Annotated in this window: 15 protein-coding genes; 6 read left to right on the plus strand and 9 right to left on the minus strand. The window is 62.0% G+C overall.

What is annotated here, in order from left to right; genetic code table 11:
• Positions 1 to 99 precede the first annotated feature (99 nt).
• The 6 genes from HXW87_RS06825 to HXW87_RS06850 form a co-directional block, all read right to left on the minus strand.
• Entirely contained in the window at positions 100 to 672 is a 573-nt protein-coding gene (locus HXW87_RS06825) for a HupE/UreJ family protein (protein ID WP_041065604.1), read from the minus strand.
• A 27-nt stretch (positions 673 to 699) separates the two neighbouring features.
• A complete protein-coding gene (gene ureG, locus HXW87_RS06830; protein ID WP_041065601.1) occupies positions 700 to 1,314 on the minus strand; it encodes an urease accessory protein UreG in 615 nt (204 codons plus the stop codon).
• Positions 1,315 to 1,325: 11 nt separating this feature from the next.
• Positions 1,326 to 2,000 carry an urease accessory protein UreF gene (locus tag HXW87_RS06835; protein WP_047291005.1) on the minus strand — a complete coding sequence of 225 codons (675 nt, stop codon included), beginning with the start codon at positions 1,998 to 2,000 and terminating at the stop codon, positions 1,326 to 1,328.
• Positions 1,997 to 2,497, minus strand: a complete 501-nt coding sequence (ureE, locus tag HXW87_RS06840) for an urease accessory protein UreE (RefSeq protein ID WP_239778626.1) — start codon at positions 2,495 to 2,497, stop codon at positions 1,997 to 1,999. Before ureE ends, HXW87_RS06835 begins: the two co-directional genes overlap by 4 nt.
• Positions 2,498 to 2,801: 304 nt before the next feature.
• Complete coding sequence (locus tag HXW87_RS06845; RefSeq protein ID WP_007966952.1) at positions 2,802 to 3,434, minus strand: TetR family transcriptional regulator; 633 nt, start codon at positions 3,432 to 3,434, stop codon at positions 2,802 to 2,804.
• Positions 3,435 to 3,607: 173 nt separating this feature from the next.
• On the minus strand, positions 3,608 to 4,114 hold the full coding sequence (locus HXW87_RS06850) for a hypothetical protein (protein ID WP_041065594.1): 507 nt from the start codon (positions 4,112 to 4,114) through the stop codon (positions 3,608 to 3,610).
• 385 nt (positions 4,115 to 4,499) lie between these two features.
• On the opposite strand from HXW87_RS06850, the gene HXW87_RS06855 reads away from it, so the two are divergent.
• The gene (locus HXW87_RS06855; RefSeq protein WP_239778627.1) at positions 4,500 to 6,575 is read left to right on the plus strand and encodes an AsmA family protein; all 2,076 of its coding nucleotides are present in this window, start codon (positions 4,500 to 4,502) and stop codon (positions 6,573 to 6,575) included.
• 174 nt (positions 6,576 to 6,749) lie between these two features.
• Here HXW87_RS06855 and HXW87_RS06860 read toward each other — a convergent pair whose 3' ends face one another.
• A complete protein-coding gene (locus HXW87_RS06860; protein ID WP_003221186.1) occupies positions 6,750 to 7,283 on the minus strand; it encodes a ferritin-like domain-containing protein in 534 nt (177 codons plus the stop codon).
• Positions 7,284 to 7,374: 91 nt separating this feature from the next.
• Positions 7,375 to 8,334, minus strand: a complete 960-nt coding sequence (locus tag HXW87_RS06865) for a LysR substrate-binding domain-containing protein (RefSeq protein ID WP_182403612.1) — start codon at positions 8,332 to 8,334, stop codon at positions 7,375 to 7,377.
• A 109-nt stretch (positions 8,335 to 8,443) separates the two neighbouring features.
• Here HXW87_RS06865 and HXW87_RS06870 point away from each other — a divergent pair, with 109 nt between their 5' ends.
• The 3 genes from HXW87_RS06870 to HXW87_RS06880 all read left to right on the plus strand — a co-directional run bounded on the left by HXW87_RS06870 (position 8,444) and on the right by HXW87_RS06880 (position 10,369).
• Positions 8,444 to 9,082: an NAD(P)H-dependent oxidoreductase gene (locus HXW87_RS06870; RefSeq protein WP_182403614.1), complete on the plus strand. Its 639-nt coding sequence runs from the start codon at positions 8,444 to 8,446 to the stop codon at positions 9,080 to 9,082.
• Positions 9,083 to 9,388, plus strand: a complete 306-nt coding sequence (locus HXW87_RS06875; RefSeq protein WP_095667671.1) for a multidrug efflux SMR transporter — start codon at positions 9,083 to 9,085, stop codon at positions 9,386 to 9,388.
• Between the two features lie 90 nt (positions 9,389 to 9,478).
• Positions 9,479 to 10,369 carry a triacylglycerol lipase gene (locus HXW87_RS06880; RefSeq protein ID WP_239778628.1) on the plus strand — a complete coding sequence of 297 codons (891 nt, stop codon included), beginning with the start codon at positions 9,479 to 9,481 and terminating at the stop codon, positions 10,367 to 10,369.
• A 120-nt stretch (positions 10,370 to 10,489) separates the two neighbouring features.
• Here HXW87_RS06880 and HXW87_RS06885 read toward each other — a convergent pair whose 3' ends face one another.
• On the minus strand, positions 10,490 to 11,377 hold the full coding sequence (locus HXW87_RS06885) for a DMT family transporter (protein ID WP_095667669.1): 888 nt from the start codon (positions 11,375 to 11,377) through the stop codon (positions 10,490 to 10,492).
• 96 nt (positions 11,378 to 11,473) lie between these two features.
• On the opposite strand from HXW87_RS06885, the gene HXW87_RS06890 reads away from it, so the two are divergent.
• Together HXW87_RS06890 and HXW87_RS06895 are read left to right on the plus strand one after the other, a co-directional pair.
• The gene (locus HXW87_RS06890) at positions 11,474 to 12,268 is read left to right on the plus strand and encodes a helix-turn-helix domain-containing protein (protein ID WP_239778629.1); all 795 of its coding nucleotides are present in this window, start codon (positions 11,474 to 11,476) and stop codon (positions 12,266 to 12,268) included.
• A 63-nt stretch (positions 12,269 to 12,331) separates the two neighbouring features.
• Positions 12,332 to 12,637 carry a PsiF family protein gene (locus HXW87_RS06895; protein WP_041065573.1) on the plus strand — a complete coding sequence of 102 codons (306 nt, stop codon included), beginning with the start codon at positions 12,332 to 12,334 and terminating at the stop codon, positions 12,635 to 12,637.
• Positions 12,638 to 12,750: the final 113 nt, after the last annotated feature.

Consider the following 12,750-nt stretch of genomic DNA (forward strand, 5'->3'; position numbering starts at 1 on the left):
CCGTCATCGCTGGCAAGCCAGCTCCCACAAGGATTGTTATCAACCACAAACCTGTGGGAGCTGGCTTGCCAGCGATGAGGCCGGTTCAGGCGGTATAGATCAGCCGGCCAGCAACCAGGCGCCAGTCAACGCCGAAGCAGCACCGGCCAGTCGCACCAGCGGCGCGGCAGCCTGAGGCAACACGCGCACCAGGCCATAACCCGCCGCATGCAGCGCCGCCGTCGCCGCGACAAAACCGGCGGCATACGCCCACGGACTGCTCATGTCCGGCAGCTCCAGGCCGTGCGCCACGCCATGGAACAACGCAAACAGTGCCGTCGCCGCCACCGCCATTACCAGCGGTGGACGCACCGCCAGTGCCACCGCCAGACCCAGCGCCAGCACCGAGGCAGCGATCCCGCTTTCCAGCGCCGGCAGCTCCAGCCCTTCAAAACCGAGCATGCCGCCGATCAGCATGGTGCCGACGAAGGTGCACGGCAGCGCCCAACGCGCCGCACCTTGTTGCTGCGCCGCCCACAGGCCGACCGCAATCATCGCCAGCAAGTGGTCGAGGCCGCCGATCGGGTGGCTGATACCGGCGACCAGCCCACTGTCGCCGTGGCCCGGGTGGGCGAAGGCGAGGGCCGGGGTCAGCAGCAGCGCCACGGCGCCGAGAATGCGTTTGAGTGTCATGGAGAAGCTTCCTTGTTGGTCAATGAATCAGGCGGCGTTCAGCAGGCCTTGGCGTTCGATGAAGGCAATGATGTCTTCCAGGCCCTGTCCGGTTTTCTGGTTGCTGAAGACGAACGGCTTGCCGTTGCGCATGCGCTGGGTGTCGCTGTTCATCATTTCCAGCGACGCGCCGACCAGCGGCGCCAGATCGATCTTGTTGATCACCAGCAGATCGGACTTGCAGATCCCCGGCCCGCCCTTGCGCGGCAGCTTGTCGCCGGCAGAGACGTCGATCACGTAGATGGTCAGGTCTGACAGCTCCGGGCTGAAGGTTGCCGACAGGTTGTCGCCACCGGACTCCACCAGAATCAGGTCCAGCCCCGGGAAGCGCCGGTTCAGTTGATCGACGGCTTCGAGGTTGATCGAGGCGTCCTCGCGGATTGCCGTGTGCGGGCAGCCGCCGGTTTCCACGCCGATGATCCGCTCCGGCGCCAGCGCTTCGTTGCGCACCAGAAAGTCGGCGTCTTCGCGGGTGTAGATGTCGTTGGTGACGACGGCCAGGTTGTAGCGATCACGCAGCGCCAGGCACAGGGCCAGGGTCAATGCGGTTTTGCCGGAACCGACCGGGCCGCCGATGCCGACGCGCAGGGGTTGTGTGTTCATGGTTTGTTCTCCTAAGAGCGAAACAGTCGGCTGTACTGGCGCTCATGCGCCATGCACGCCAGAGACAGGCCGAACGCGGCGCTGCCGATGTGTTCGGGATTAATGCGGGTGGCGTCCTGCTGCGCCTGTTGCAGCAGTGGCAGCAGTTCGCTGGTCAGGCGCTGGGCGGCTTGCTGGCCCAGCGGCAGGGTTTTCATCAATACCGCGAGCTGGTTTTCCAGCCAGCTCCACAGCCACGCGGCGAGTGCATCCTGCGGGTTGATGCCCCAGGCGCGGGCCGCCAGTGCCCAGCCAAGAGCCAGATGCGGTTCCGCGCATTGCTCAAGAAAGCGGCGGGCCGGCGCGTCGAGTTCCGGCAGACCGTTGAGCAACTGCTGCAGCGAGTAACCCATCTGCCGACTCTCCAGATGCAACTCGCGGGTCTCGCGGCTGGCGCGGTGGGTTTCGCAGAGGTGCAGCAACTCGGGCCAGTTTTCCTCGGCCGCCGCCTGACAATGGGCGAGCAGCAGCGGCGCTTCGAAACGGGCGAGGTTGAGCAGCAGTTGATCGCTGATCCAGCGCCGGGCGCTGTCCGGGTTGTTCACGCGGCCGTTATCCACCGCCATTTCCAGGCCTTGCGAATAGCTGTAGCCGCCAATCGGCAGTTGCGGACTGGCCAGGCGCAGCAGCGCCCAGGCCGGATTCACAGGCGAACGCCGAACTGATGGAGTTTGGGCGCGTAGTTGAAATCTTCGTCGCCATGCCGCGAATGATGATGGCCGCCGCCGTAGGCACCGTGCTCCGGCTGGAAGGGCGCTTCAATCGCTTCGACCTGCGCGCCGAGCTGTTCGAGCATGGCCTTGAGCACGTAATCGTCGAGCAGACGCAGCCAGCCATCGCCGACTTGCAGAGCGACGTGGCGGTTGCCCAGGTGATAGGCGGCGCGGGTCAGTTCAAAGGCATTGGCGCAGGTGACGTGCAGCAGTTGCTCGGGGCGGGCGCGGACACGAACGATGCGGCCGTCTTCGGCCTGCAGGCATTCGCCGTCGCATAACGGCGCCTGACCGCGCTCCAGAAACAACCCGACGTCTTCACCGTCGGCACTGAAACAGCGCAGACGGCTTTTGCTCCGCGCTTCGAACGTCAGGTGCAACTCGGCGGACCAGACAGGTTGAGGGTCGATTCTGCGGTGAATCACCAGCATCGGAAAGCTTCCAGCAGTGGACTGTAGGGAGGGCTAGAGCAAGGGGCTTGCCAACCGGCCGAGATGTAGGAAATCCCTGTCGGAGCGTAGAGGATGTTTCAAGATGTTGCAGAATTTTGGAAGATTTTGGTGCGTGAAGATTTTTACATGCACCAAATCGGCGCCGTGGCTCTGAACCCAATGTGGGAGCGAGCCTGCTCGCGAACGCGGTGGGTCAGTAAATTGGAAGTTGGCTAACACGACGCCTTCGCGAGCAGGCTCGCTCCCACAGGGGAGTAGGGTGTGTCAGTAATAAGAGGGGGAACTACTCGGTGCTGCCCAGCCCTTGCCAGTGCTTGAGGCCGATAAAGATGAAGCGCAATTGCTGGGTGATCTTCGCCTGGGGTGTCAGATGTTCCGGCAGGGCCTCGGCGGGCGGGTCGATGATGTCCGGCAGGGTGGCGAACACCGATTTGACGATCAGGTCGGCGATCACGCTCAGGCCGGCCGCATCCAGATGTTGCAACTTGGGCATCAGCGTCAGGTCGGCCGCGAGGTCGGCGCTGATGTTCTCGCGCAGACGACCGATCGCCTGACGCACCGGCAGCGAGCCGCCGTACTGCTCGCGGGCGAGAAACAGGAATTGCGAACGGTTGGCGCTGACCACGTCGAGGAAGATCCGCACCGACGCATCGATAATGCCGCCCATGACGAATTCGTTGTGGCGCACCAGGCGGATGGTCTCGCGGAAGGTCTGGCCGACTTCACTGACCAGCACCAGCCCCAGCTCGTCCATGTCGGCAAAGTGCCGATAGAAACCGGTGGGCACGATGCCGGCGGTCTTGGTCACTTCGCGCAGGCTCAGGCTGCCGAATCCTCGGCCGCTTTCCATCAAATGGCGGGCAGCGTCCATCAGGGCATTGCGGGTCTGTTGTTTCTGTTCGGCGCGGGGCAGCATCGCAAAGGCGTTTTCTTGAGCGGGACAAGCGCCGCACTCTAGCAAATCGGCTTTGCTGGCGTCGAACGGCAGGGGGAATGTCAGCGGTAAAAAGGGGGGTTGCAGGTTGCCAGTGCTGAAAAAGTCAAAAGCCCAATCCGGTGATTGGGCTTTTTTTCCAGGCCGCCATGGGCTTAGCTCAAAGCGCTGTTGCGTTCGATCACACGGTCACCACCACCTTCGGCAACGGCTTGGCCCAGTGGGGTTTTGTCGAAACCGTCTTCGGCAAGGGTCTGGCCTTGTGGGGTGCGGTCACCACCACCTTCAGCGAGGGTCTGGCCTTGTGGAGTGCGGTCGCTGCCATCGGAAGCCAGGGTCTGACCTTGTGGAGTCTTGTCATAGCCGTCTTGCACCAGACCTTTCTCTTCCAGACGATCACGGCCACCTTCTGCTACAGCTTGGCCTTGTGGCGTCTTGTCGTAGCCATCTTGTACCAGGCCTTTCTCTTCCAGACGATTACGGCCGTTTTCAGCCAGGGTCTGGCCTTGTGGAGTGCGGTCGCCGCCATCAGCAGCCACAGTCTGGCTGAACACCGAGTGGCTGGATTTCACTTGTGGGGTAGCCTGATCGGCAGCGGGCAGAGCGAAAGCAGTGCTGGCTAGCATCGACAGGGTAAGGCTGAGCAGTAATTGGCGTTTCATGATGGGTTGCTCCTTGGGAGGGCGATAAAGTGGGTACGGAGCCAATGCTACTCTCGATAAGTCGATATAAAAGTTCATAAACGCAATGGTAATAATCAACAGAATTGATTGTTCTGCCGAGGCGCTCTAGCTCGGGCGTTTGCGGGCGGTGGTTTTGCACCGCAGTGGGTATTTTCGACTCACTCGCGCCTCGCAAATGTGCGGGCAGCGGTAACGCTGTTCGACCAATCAGTCAGCATTCGGGCGATTTTTTGCCACGGAATCTATATTCCGATTAAACCTGCGCACTGTTTGCCAGTCGTAGATTTCATGAGGGCCGCTTTGGCCCGCCGTTTCAGCTGTGCGTCGCGAAGTCGGCGTGCGGTCGTCATCAGGAGTTTTGTGCATGACGCGCACCGGGAAAATCTTCAGTTGGACCTTCGCCATCCTCGTACTGCTGCTGGCGGTACTCGTTCTGATCATCGTGTTCTTCGATTGGAACCGGATCAAACCGCCGCTCAACGCCAAAGTCTCGGAAGAACTGCATCGACCGTTTGCCATTAATGGCAACCTCGCAGTGATCTGGCAGCGCGAGCCGGACGAGGGCGGCTGGCGGGCCTGGGTGCCGTGGCCGCACGTGGTGGCTGAAGACCTGACGCTGGGCAACCCGGACTGGTCGAAGCAGCCGCAGATGGTCACCCTCAAACGCGTGGAGCTGCGCATCTCGCCGCTGGCCCTGCTGGCGCAACGGGTGACGATCCCGCGCATCGACCTGACCGAGCCCAACGCGCAACTGCAACGCCTGGCCGATGGCCGCGCCAACTGGACCTTCAAGTTCGACCCCAAAGACCCGAACGCCGAACCGTCGAACTGGGTGGTGGACATCGGCGCCATCGGTTTCGACAAGGGCCACGTCACGCTGGACGACCAGACGCTCAAGACCCATCTCGATGTGGTGATCGATCCGCTGGGCAAACCGATTCCGTTCAGCGAAATCGTCGGTGACAAAGCCGCGAAAACGGCCCAGGACAAAGGCACTGCGCCGCAGGACTATGCGTTCGCGCTGAAGGTCAAAGGCCAGTACCACGGCCAGAATCTCACCGGCCAGGGCAAAATCGGCGGATTGCTGGCGTTGCAGGACGCGAACAAACCGTTCCCGCTGCAGGCCCAGGCGAAGATTGGCGCCACCAGTCTCGAACTCGCCGGTACGCTGACCGACCCGCTCAACCTCGGTGCCCTCGATCTGCGGCTGAAACTGGCCGGTGCCAGCCTCGGCAACCTCTATCCGCTGACCGGCGTGACTCTGCCGGACACGCCGCCGTACTCCACCGACGGCCATCTGATTGCCAAATTGCATGACGCCGCCGGGGCGAAATTCACCTACGAGCAGTTCAACGGCAAGATCGGCGGCAGTGACATTCATGGCGATCTGACCTACGTCGCCAGTCAGCCTCGGCCAAAACTCAGTGGTGCGCTGCTGTCCAATCAGCTGCTGTTCGCCGACCTCGCGCCGCTGATCGGCGCCGACTCGAATGACAAGCAAAAGGCCCGCGGCGGCGAGAGCAAGCAGCCGACCGACAAAGTGCTGCCGGTTGAAGAGTTCAAGACCGACCGCTGGCGCGCGATGGATGCCGACGTCGAGTTCACTGGCAAACGCATCGTGCACAGCGAAAAACTGCCGTTCACCGACCTTTATACCCACCTGAAACTCAACGACGGCGAACTCAGCCTCGAACCGCTGCGCTTCGGCGTGGCCGGCGGTAATCTGGACGCGCAGATTCGCCTCAACGGTCGCGCCGAACCGCTGGAAGGCCGGGCCAAACTGACCGCGCGCGGGTTCAAGCTCAAGCAGTTGTTCCCGACCTTCGAACCGATGAAAACCAGTTTCGGTGAGCTCAATGGCGACGCCGATATCAGCGGCCGCGGCAACTCGGTGGCCAAGCTGCTCGGTGGCGCCAATGGCCAGTTGAAGATGCTGATCAACGACGGGGCGATCAGCCGCGAGCTGATGGAACTGGCAGGACTCAACGTCGGTAACTACGTGGTCGGCAAGATCTTTGGCGACAAGGAAGTGAAGATCAACTGCGCGGCGGCGGACTTCGACATCAAGACCGGCCTGGCGACCACGCGGCTGTTTGTGTTCGATACCGAGAACGCGATTATTTACATCGACGGCACGGCGAACATGGCCACCGAGCAACTGGACCTGACCGTGACCCCGGAATCCAAGGGCTGGCGTCTGATTTCGCTGCGTTCACCGCTGTACGTGCGCGGCAAGTTCATCAAGCCGGACGCCGGGGTCAAGGCTGTACCGTTGATGCTGCGCGGGGCGGGAATGGTTGCACTGGGCGTGATCGCTGCACCAGCGGCGGGACTGCTGGCGCTCGTGGCGCCGAGCGGTGGTGAGCCGAATCAGTGCGCGCCGCTGCTTGAGCAGATGAAGGCTGGCAAGGCGCCCGTGACCGTCAAGCCAACCAAGTAAGGCAAGAGCAAAAGATCGCAGCCTGCGGCAGCTCCTACATTCCACTGTAGGAGCTGCCGCAGGCTGCGATCTTTTTGCTTCTGTTGCGGCCCCTTCGCGAGCAGGCTCGCTCCCGCATTTGAAATGGATTCCAGTGTGGGAGCGAGCTTGCTCGCGAAGGCGGTTTTGAAAGGCTTACAGGTCTTTCAGAATGTCGGCCATGTCATCGGCATGCTCTTCTTCCTGCGCGAGGATGTCTTCGAAGATGCGCCGAGTCGTCGGGTCTTTTTCGCCGATGTACTGAATGATCTCGCGGTAGCTGTCGATGGCGATCCGCTCGGCCACCAGGTCCTCATAGACCATTTCCTTCAAGGTGTTCCCGGCCACGTATTGCGCGTGGGACATTTTCGACAGCAGGTCCGGGTTGAATTCCGGCTCGCCGCCCAGTTGCACGATGCGCTCGGCCAGACGGTCGGCGTGTTGCGCTTCCTGGGTGGCGTGTTCGAGAAATTCGTCAGCGGCCACGTTGGCTTTCAGACCGTTGGCCATGAAGTAGTGGCGCTTGTAGCGCAGCACGCAGACCAGTTCGGTGGCCAGCGATTCGTTGAGCAGGCGCAGCACCTCCTCACGGTTGGCACTGTAGCTTTCGGTTACCGCGCCGTTCTCGACGTGTTGCCGCGCACGTTCGCGCAGGGTTTTGACATCCGACAAGTGCAGGTCATCGCTCATTTCGATCTCCAGGAGGCTAATCCAATGGGCGCCACGCTCTACAGGCGTGATCGCTTACCCTGGTTGTGAGTCCTGCGCGAGGCAAAAAGTTTTACGAGATTTGCGCCGTCCCCCCTGCAGGCGCTGCCGAAGGCTGCAATCTTGGCGTCAGTCCGGACAACACGGCCTCCTCCTGCAACCAGGCAAAAAACGCCCGCACCGGCGGATGGCGCTCCCGTCCCGGCACACACAATGCGCTGTAGCCTGCGCCATCGACCTGCACCTGCCCCTTGTACGGCACCAGCAACCCGCTGGCGACACTTTGCGAGACCAGAATATTGCTCGCAAGGACCAAGCCTTGCCCGGCAATCGCCGCTTGGAGCGCGTAGTGCTCTTCGTCGTATTCGCGCATTGCGGGATGCTGGTTCAGCCAGTTCTCACTTGCGCGGGCGCACCACGCTTCCCAGCCGTGGGCATACAGCTTCGAGTTGTGCCAGCGCACGCTGATCAGCGCCGGCGTGCGCCGGGCGGCCAGCGCCACCTGCTCCGGTGAGCCATACACGCCGAACGACTCATCGAACAGGCACAAGCCGTAAAGATTGGGGTAGTCGTCAAGGCTGTAGCGCAGCACCAGATCGACGCTGGCGTCCTGATGCAAGTCGATGACTTCGCAGTGGGTATCGAGGCGCACGTTGATGTTCGGGTGCTGCGCATAAAAGCGCCCGAGGCGCGGCACCAGCCATAGCGCGGCGAACGCGGCCGTGGTCGACAGCGTCAGGCTGCTGCCGCAGCGTTGCGGGCGCAGGGTATCGACGCTTTGCGCCACTTCCAGCAGCGCGCCGTGCAGGCTGCGAAACAGCCGCTCGCCACCTTCGGTCAGGCGTACCTGACGCGGCAAACGTTCGAACAGTGCCACGCCGAGCCAGTCTTCCAGCGTACGGATCTGATGAGAGATTGCCGTGGGCGTGACCGACAGCTCTTCGGCGGCGGCCTTGAAACTCAGCAGGCGCGAAGCGGATTCGAAGGCGCGCAGGGCGGTCAGCGGCAACGAGGCGAACATTGAAAACTCCATGGATGAAATGAATTCATCCCGACTGATTTTTGCTCATTTGAATGGACGCGGTCGCGCGCTTCAAGCTGCAAGCCACAAGCCGTTTGATTCTAGTCCGGAGGAAACACAGATGAGTAAAATTCTTGCAATTCATGCCAGCCCCCGGGGTGACCGTTCGCATTCACGGCGCCTCGCAGAAAGCTTTCTCAGCGCCTGGCAATTGCGCCATCCGCAGGCGCAGGTCACCCGCCGTGAAGTCGGGCGCGCGCTGATCCCGGCAGTCAACGAAGCGTTTGTCGCTGCCGCGTTTCATCCTGAGCCCGAGGCGCGTCCACTGTCGATGCAAGCCGATCTGGCGCTCAGCGATCAATTGGTCGGCGAGTTGTTCGAGCATGACCTGCTGCTGATTTCCACGCCGATGTACAACTTCAGCGTGCCCAGCGGCCTCAAGGCCTGGGTCGATCAGATCGTGCGCCTGGGCCTGACGTTCGACCACACCCTCGACAACGGCGTGGCCCAGTACACCCCGCTGCTGCAGGGCAAGAAAGCGTTGATTGTCACCAGTCGCGGCGGGTTCGGCTTCGGCCCCGGCGGCGAACTGGAAGCACTGAACCACGCCGATCCGTGGTTGCGCACCGCGCTGGGCTTTATCGGTATCAACGACGTTACGGTGGTCGCGGCCGAGGGTGAAGAGTCGGCCGAGCGCACCTTCGCGGTGTCGGTGGCCGAGGCCGAGCAGCGTTTGCTCGACCTCGCCCGGGGGTTCTAGATGGCCTGGCTGTTCCTGCTGATCGCCGCCGGGTTCGAAGTCACGTTTGCCATGGGCATGAAATACGCCGAAGGCTTCACCCGGTTGTGGCCGTCGCTGATCACGGTGCTCGCGGCGATTGGCGGGGTTTACTTCCTGACGCTGGCGATGCGCGAGTTGCCGGTGAGCATCGCCTACCCGATCTGGACCGCGATCGGCTCGCTGGGCACGGTGTTTCTCGGCTTTGCCCTGCTCGGCGAGAGCCTGACCCTGGTCAAACTGCTGTCGGTGGGGCTGATTGTGGCGGGGGTGGTGGGCCTGAAGTAGGCTGAGGGTGCAGTTGTCATCATCAAGGAGGAGGCTTGGCGGGTGTTTTGCACGTCAGGCCTCCACTCACGACCACAAGGATGTTTGCCCATGTCACAAAGTACGGCGACACGTTATCCACTGGTGCTGGTGCCGGGCATGCTCGGGTTTATCCGGCTGCTGCTGTATCCGTACTGGTACGGGATCATCAAGGCGCTGCGCCGTGGCGGGGCCACAGTGATTGCGGTACAGGTGTCGCCGCTCAACTCCACCGAGGTGCGCGGCGAGCAACTGCTGGCGCGGATCGACGAAATTTTGCGCGAGACCGGCGCGGCCAGGGTCAATCTGTTCGGCCACAGCCAGGGCTCGTTGACCGCGCGTTATGCCGCCGCCAAACGGCCGGATCTGGTCGCCTCGGTGACGTCGGTGGCCGGGCCCAATCACGGTTCGGAACTGGCCGACTATCTGCAGCAACACTACCCGGCGAACACTGCCAAGGGCCGTCTGCTCGAAGCGCTGCTGCGTGTTGTCGGCTGGCTGATGGCATTGCTGGAAACCGGTTACCACGGGCCGAAACTGCCGGTGGATATCCACGCCTCGCACCAATCGCTGACCCGCGAGGGCGTGGCGCTGTTCAATCAGCGTTATCCACAGGGCCTGCCCGAAACCTGGGGCGGGCAGGGGCCGGAAGTGGTCAACGGCGTGCGTTATTACTCGTGGTCGGGCACATTGCAGCCGGGCAAGACTGACCGCGGTGGCAACCTGTTCGACGGCACCAACCGCAGCTGCCGGTTGTTCGCGAAAACCTTCGTGCGTGAGCCGGGGCAGTGTGACGGGATGGTCGGGCGCTACAGCTCGCACCTGGGCACGGTGATTGGCGACGACTATCCGCTGGATCACTTCGATATCGTCAACCAGTCGCTGGGGCTGGTGGGCAAGGGCGCGGATCCGGTGCGGTTGTTTGTTGAGCATGCGGCGCGGCTGAAGGCTGCCGGCGTGTGACTCGCTTTTGTGGTGAGGGGATTTATCCCCGATGGGGCGCGCAGCGGCCCCGCTTTTTATCTCAAAACAAGGGCTGCTGCGCAGCCCATCGGGGATAAATCCCCTCACCACAGGGCCAGATCAGGCGACGCTGAGTTTGCGGCCTAGAACGGTGGTCCAACGCTCCGACAGAATCACTCCACCCAACGTCAACACCCCACCCACCAGGTGATACATCGCCAACTCTTCCTTCAACACCACCGCCGCAATCAGCGCGGTAATCAACGGCAGCAAGTTAAAGAACAAGGTCGTGCGGCTCGGCCCCAGACGCTGCACCGCCTGCATCCACGCCAGCGGCGCAAGCATCGAGGCCAGCAGGCACGCGTACAGCACCAGCGGAATATTTTGCGCGGTGAAGCCGGTTTTCGGTGAAGCGGCATACAGCGGAAACAGCACCACAATTGCCACCAGCACTTGCAAGTACAACAACACCAGCGGCGGCAGGCGTAACTGCCATTTTTTCAGCAGGGTGCTGTAGATCGCGTAGGCGAGGGTGGCGATCAGCATCATCGCGTCACCCAGATTTACCCCGTGCTGCAGCAAGGCGCCGAGGCTGCCGGACGACACCACCACCAGCACGCCGGCGAACGACAGCACCGCGCCGAACAATGCGCCGGCAGTCAGGCGCTGGCCGAGGCTGATGATCGCCATGGCCAGCGACATCAGCGGCATCAGCGACAGGATGATGCCCATGTTGGTCGCGCTGGTCAGGGTCGCGGCGAAGTAGGCGAGGCTTTGATAGACCGCCATCCCGAGCACGCCGAGGATGAAGATCTTGCCCAGGTTGGGGCGGATCTGCGGCCAGTGCGCGATCACCGCCTTGAGCATGAACGGGGTGAACAGCAGGCCGGCGAGCAGCCAGCGATAGAAACCGATCTCGGCGGGGAAGATTGCTCCGACCGCCAGTTTGTTGATCACGGTATTGCCGGCCCAGATGAAAATCGCCAGCAGCGGAAACGCGTATTGCATGGGTTAAAACCAGAACGTTGATGAACCGTGATTATCCCCTGTCTGGATGCAGCCCTATACTGCGAACCGGACAACCTGCCTCTGCAACCGGACAGCATGAACAGTAAACACATCGATCTGCTGGATTTCAGCGAATTGCCGTCAGCGGTGTACTTCCGCTACGCCGACTTCAACACCCATGAATACGCCGCGCCGCACCGCCATCCGTGGGGCACGCTGGAGTACGCGGCCCACGGCGTGCTGCACATGGACGTCGACGGCAACCGCTTCATGTCGCCGCCGCAGTACGCGGTGTGGGTGCCGCCGCAGACCGAGCACAGTTTCTACAGCCATCAACCGGTCAACTACCGCGCGGTATGCCTCGATCCGAAGGTCTGCGCCAATTTGCCGGAGCGCGCCTGCACGCTGGCGATCAGCGACATCCTCAAGGCGATTCTCAAGGACTTCGCCGCCCGCGACGTGAAGATCCCCGAACTCGACGCCGACCAGCGTCTGGCCCAGGTGCTGGTCGATCAACTGCAACAGGCGCCGGTCCATGAATGTTATCTGCCGTACGCGAGCCATCCCGGGTTGCTGGCGATTCTCGATGCATTGCAGGCCGATCCCGGTAATAACCAGCCGCTGGCGCACTGGGCGGCGCAGGTACACGTCAGCGAGCGCACGTTGGCCCGGCAGTTCGTGCGCGAGTTGGGCATGAGTTTCGGCGAATGGCGTCAGCGCCTGCGTTACCTGGCTGCCATCGAGGCACTGGAAAGCACGAAGAGCGTGCAGGAGATCGCCTTCGATCTGGGTTACAGCAGTGGCTCGGCCTTCATCGCCATGTTTGCCCGTCAGGCCGGATGTACCCCGGAACAGTATCGGCGCAGCCACCTGGAAGGCAGGAAGGTGTAACAAGATTTGGCTACACTTCAGCGGAGGCCGCATCCATCGATGCGGCGACAAGGAGAAAACTCCATGAAGATGTTGCGTGTGCCTTTGTTGATGATCGGTCTGCTCCTGTGTTCCCAGGGTTTCGCCGCCACGGCGCAACAGAACAAAATGACCACCTGCAATGCCGACGCTACCGCCAAGAACCTCAAGGGCGATGAGCGCAAGACTTTCATGAGCACTTGCCTCAAGGCCGCTCCGGCCGCCAATGACGCCAAAGTGCTGACCCCGCAGCAGGAAAAAATGAAGACCTGCAACGCCGACGCGAAAACCAAGGCCCTGACCGGCGACGCGCGCAAGACCTTCATGAGTGATTGCCTGAAGAAAAAGTAATCACTCGAGTCTGGTGGTGAGCGGGCTTGCCTCTTCGCGAGCAGGCTCGCTCCCACATTGAAATGCGTACCCCTTGTGGGAGCGAGCCTGCTCGCGAAGAGGCCGGTCTTGGC

It is taken from the genome of Pseudomonas sp. Y5-11 (assembly GCF_022368695.1).
Classification (GTDB): Bacteria; Pseudomonadota; Gammaproteobacteria; order Pseudomonadales; family Pseudomonadaceae; genus Aquipseudomonas; species Aquipseudomonas parakoreensis.

What these genes read in the sequence shown, in the direction of transcription:
- HXW87_RS06825 (WP_041065604.1), bottom strand. Translation starts at nt 672, where the DNA reads ATGACACTCAAACGCATTCTCGGCGCCGTGGCGCTGCTGCTGACCCCG.
- ureG (WP_041065601.1), bottom strand. Translation starts at nt 1,314, where the DNA reads ATGAACACACAACCCCTGCGCGTCGGCATCGGCGGCCCGGTCGGTTCC.
- ureE (WP_239778626.1), bottom strand. Translation starts at nt 2,497, where the DNA reads ATGCTGGTGATTCACCGCAGAATCGACCCTCAACCTGTCTGGTCCGCC.
- HXW87_RS06845 (WP_007966952.1), bottom strand. Translation starts at nt 3,434, where the DNA reads ATGCTGCCCCGCGCCGAACAGAAACAACAGACCCGCAATGCCCTGATG.
- HXW87_RS06850 (WP_041065594.1), bottom strand. Translation starts at nt 4,114, where the DNA reads ATGAAACGCCAATTACTGCTCAGCCTTACCCTGTCGATGCTAGCCAGC.
- HXW87_RS06855 (WP_239778627.1), top strand. Translation starts at nt 4,500, where the DNA reads ATGACGCGCACCGGGAAAATCTTCAGTTGGACCTTCGCCATCCTCGTA.
- HXW87_RS06860 (WP_003221186.1), bottom strand. Translation starts at nt 7,283, where the DNA reads ATGAGCGATGACCTGCACTTGTCGGATGTCAAAACCCTGCGCGAACGT.
- HXW87_RS06865 (WP_182403612.1), bottom strand. Translation starts at nt 8,334, where the DNA reads ATGGAGTTTTCAATGTTCGCCTCGTTGCCGCTGACCGCCCTGCGCGCC.
- HXW87_RS06870 (WP_182403614.1), top strand. Translation starts at nt 8,444, where the DNA reads ATGAGTAAAATTCTTGCAATTCATGCCAGCCCCCGGGGTGACCGTTCG.
- HXW87_RS06875 (WP_095667671.1), top strand. Translation starts at nt 9,083, where the DNA reads ATGGCCTGGCTGTTCCTGCTGATCGCCGCCGGGTTCGAAGTCACGTTT.
- HXW87_RS06880 (WP_239778628.1), top strand. Translation starts at nt 9,479, where the DNA reads ATGTCACAAAGTACGGCGACACGTTATCCACTGGTGCTGGTGCCGGGC.
- HXW87_RS06885 (WP_095667669.1), bottom strand. Translation starts at nt 11,377, where the DNA reads ATGCAATACGCGTTTCCGCTGCTGGCGATTTTCATCTGGGCCGGCAAT.
- HXW87_RS06890 (WP_239778629.1), top strand. Translation starts at nt 11,474, where the DNA reads ATGAACAGTAAACACATCGATCTGCTGGATTTCAGCGAATTGCCGTCA.
- HXW87_RS06895 (WP_041065573.1), top strand. Translation starts at nt 12,332, where the DNA reads ATGAAGATGTTGCGTGTGCCTTTGTTGATGATCGGTCTGCTCCTGTGT.